General features: G+C 74.2%; 1 protein-coding gene and 1 pseudogene. One reads left to right on the top strand and one right to left on the bottom strand.

Annotated elements, in window-relative coordinates:
* Positions 1-479 (top strand): annotated as a pseudogene (locus ACIQOV_RS37845) (hypothetical protein); the annotation flags it as partial.
* A gap of 16 nt (positions 480-495) precedes the next feature.
* Here the strand turns inward: ACIQOV_RS37845 and ACIQOV_RS37840 are convergent.
* Positions 496-1740, bottom strand: coding sequence for a low temperature requirement protein A (locus ACIQOV_RS37840; protein WP_401055310.1), 1245 nt, complete (start codon positions 1738-1740; stop codon positions 496-498).
* Positions 1741-2333: the final 593 nt, after the last annotated feature.

Here is a 2333-nt window from a genome sequence, read left to right as displayed (position 1 = left end):
GGGTGCTGCTGGCCGAACTCACCGTCCGCCAGGACCTCCCGCTGGCCCTGTGGCCGGGCGTCGGTACCGCCTCACCGGACCTGTGGCCCCCGGAGCAGCGCCCGGTCGGGACGGTCGAGGTGGGCAACGTGGACGAGTGGCTGAACCTCATCGCCACCGGCGGTGCGTTCGGCCTCGGCGCGGCAGGCACCGCGGAGAGCCACGGCCATCCGGGCGTCCGCTTCCTCCCGGTCTCGGACGCCCCCGGCGCCACCGTCTACCTCGCCCACCCCGCTCACCCCGTCCATCCCCGGACGGGGGACTTCCTCGCGATGGTCCGGGAGGTGGTGAGCGGCTGGCCGGAGGCTCCGCACCTGGACGTGACGATCGACAGCCGACTGGCGATGGCCTCGGAATCTCACGATGCGGAGGTCGGGCGGGGTCCGGCCCTCCTCCGAACTCTGCCGGTTCAGGCGCCCGGTCCTCACTCTCCCGAGTGAGGTGTGAGGGACGGGGCTAGCGGGCACCCGCGCTGCCGGCACCCGGCCCGCCGGCACCCGCCCGCCTGCTCTCCCGGCCGTGGATCAGCACGCCCACCGCGACCATCAGCGCGCAGACCAGGCCCGCCGCGAGCACCCCGGAGCCGCCGAGCGCGGTGCAGGCCAGCACCAGCACGGCCCCCGTCGGCGCCACCGCCTGGGCCACCGCGCCCCGCTTGGTGTGCCGGGAGTGCAGCAACCAGACCGTGAACAGATAGAGCGCGGTGGGCACGGTGACCGTCGCGGTGGCGGCGGTCTCCGAGATGTGCGCCTTGTGCACCGCCGACTCCACCGCGACCTCCAGCCCGGTGCCGATCGCCGCCGCCGAGCCGAACACCAGGTAGTGCCCGTACCCCCAGACCAGTGCCTGCCGGTTGGACCGCAGGTGCTCGTGGACGGACCGGGCGAAGTAGATCCACCAGGCCGAGAAGCAGATCAGCAGCCCGCCGACCGCGACCGGTACCAGCCGCCCCGGGCTCTCGTGCTCGTCCACGGCCGACTGCACCGCGACGGTCGCGGCCGCCACCGTCTCGCCGAGCACGATCAGGGTGAACAGCCCGTACCGCTCGGCGATGTGGTGCGGGTGCCAGGAGGTCCGCATCCGCAGCTCGGCGATCACCGGCACGGCCAGCTCGCACAGCACCCCGACCGGGATGACGTACGACCGGACGCCGGGCGGCAGGAACAGCACCACCACCCAGCCGACCTGACAGAGCGTGATCCCCGCCGCGTAGCCCAGCGCGACCCGGCGCGCCGGGCCCTGTTCGCCGGCGGCCGCGCGCAGCCACTGGGTGACCATCGCCAGGCGCATCACCACGTAGCCGACGATCGACAGCGTCAGGTCCTGGGTGGCGAACAGCCGCGGCACCCCGGCGGCGAGGATCAGCACCCCGGCGATCTGCACCAGCGTGGTGACCCGGTACGGCACGTCGTCGACGTCGTACGCGGAGGCGAACCAGGTGAAGTTCATCCAGGCCCACCAGATCGCGAAGAAGGTCAGCGTGTAGCCGCGCAGGCCCTCGCCGTAGTGCCCGGCCGCCAGGGAGTGGGCCAGTTCGCGCCCGGCCTGGCCCACCGCGACCACGAAGCAGAGGTCGAAGAAGAGCTCCAGCGGGGTGGCGACCCGGTGCGGCTCGTGCCGGTCGCGCGGGACCATCCGGCGCACCGGCGGCGGGTCGACGGGGTGGCCGGGGGGTGCCGCGGCTGCGGGGTCACTGACCATCGGAGCTGCTCCGGGAGTCGGGAGGGGGGTCGTCCCGCGCATCCTGGCAGCGCCTCCGGCCCGGTGCACGCACCGGCGCGGCAGGTGTGCACGCGCCGGCAGGGCAGTGTGCACGCTCGGGCAGGGCAGGTGCGCACGCTCGGGCGCGTAGCGAGAACCCCGCGCGCCCCCGGTCACGATGGCCCTGAATATCCCTTTTTCCCTTGTCGTCAGCCCCAGTTGACGCTCCGGTGCGCGAACCGGGTGACAGCGCGGCGGGTTTCCGGGCGCGCCCCGCGCGCTGCCCCGCGGGCGACCGGCGCGCCGCTAGATTCTTCCCCGGTTGGAAGAGCGCGGGCCCTGCCGGGCCCCATGACACGGGCGGCCTGCGGGCAACGCGGAAGGTCAAGGCGGGTGGCGGGACAGCGGGGGCGGCAGAGCCGATCCTCCCGCGTCCGCGCCACCGGCCTCGTGATCACCGCGCTGCTCGCCAGCGCCTGCCGTGCGGCCCGTCCCGTCCCGGCGCCGGCTACTTCTCCCAGCCGATCCTGCTGTAGTCCTCCCCCGCCAGGCCGAAGGCCCCGTAGTTGGCCAGGCCCTTGCGGGTCGCCACC

It is taken from the genome of Kitasatospora sp. NPDC091257 (genome assembly GCF_044757675.1).
In the GTDB taxonomy this organism is placed as follows: Bacteria; Actinomycetota; Actinomycetes; order Streptomycetales; family Streptomycetaceae; genus Kitasatospora; species Kitasatospora lactacystinica.
This window is presented reverse-complemented; position numbering and strand designations above follow the sequence as displayed.

Bases quoted from the DNA above. Each gene is read 5' to 3' on its own strand.
- ACIQOV_RS37840 (WP_401055310.1), bottom strand. From the start codon at position 1,740: ATGGTCAGTGACCCCGCAGCCGCGGCACCCCCCGGCCACCCCGTCGAC.